The organism is Streptomyces sp. CLV115, from assembly GCF_038448545.1.
In the GTDB taxonomy this organism is placed as follows: domain Bacteria; phylum Actinomycetota; class Actinomycetes; order Streptomycetales; family Streptomycetaceae; genus Streptomyces; species Streptomyces sanglieri.
In genome coordinates, this window is record NZ_JBCEWQ010000406.1 from 1 (window position 1) to 465 (window position 465).

The following is a 465-nucleotide window of genomic DNA, read 5'->3' on the forward strand; positions in this document are numbered from 1 at the left end:
GACTACTCGGGTATCTAATCCTGTTTGCTCCCCACGCTTTCGTGCCTGAGCGTCAGTGTCGACCCAGGGGGCTGCCTTCGCCATCGGTGTTCCTCCGCATCTCTACGCATTTCACTGCTACACGCGGAATTCCACCCCCCTCTGCCGCACTCGAGCGGACCAGTTTCCCATGCAATTCCCAGGTTAAGCCCGGGGCTTTCACACAGGACACAGCCCACCGCCTGCGCACGCTTTACGCCCAGTAATTCCGATTAACGCTCGCACCCTACGTATTACCGCGGCTGCTGGCACGTAGTTAGCCGGTGCTTATTCCGCCGGTACCGTCAAGAACACGCCGTATTAGAACGTGCCTTTTCTTCCCGACTAAAAGCGGTTTACAACCCGAAGGCCTTCTTCCCGCACGCGGCATGGCTGGATCAGGGTTGCCCCCATTGTCCAAAATTCCCCACTGCTGCCGCCCGTAGG

1 rRNA gene is annotated in these 465 nt (G+C 58.7%); it reads right to left on the minus strand.

The window, feature by feature from the left end:
- A 16S ribosomal RNA gene (locus AADR41_RS42380) occupies nt 1-465 on the minus strand; the annotation flags it as partial.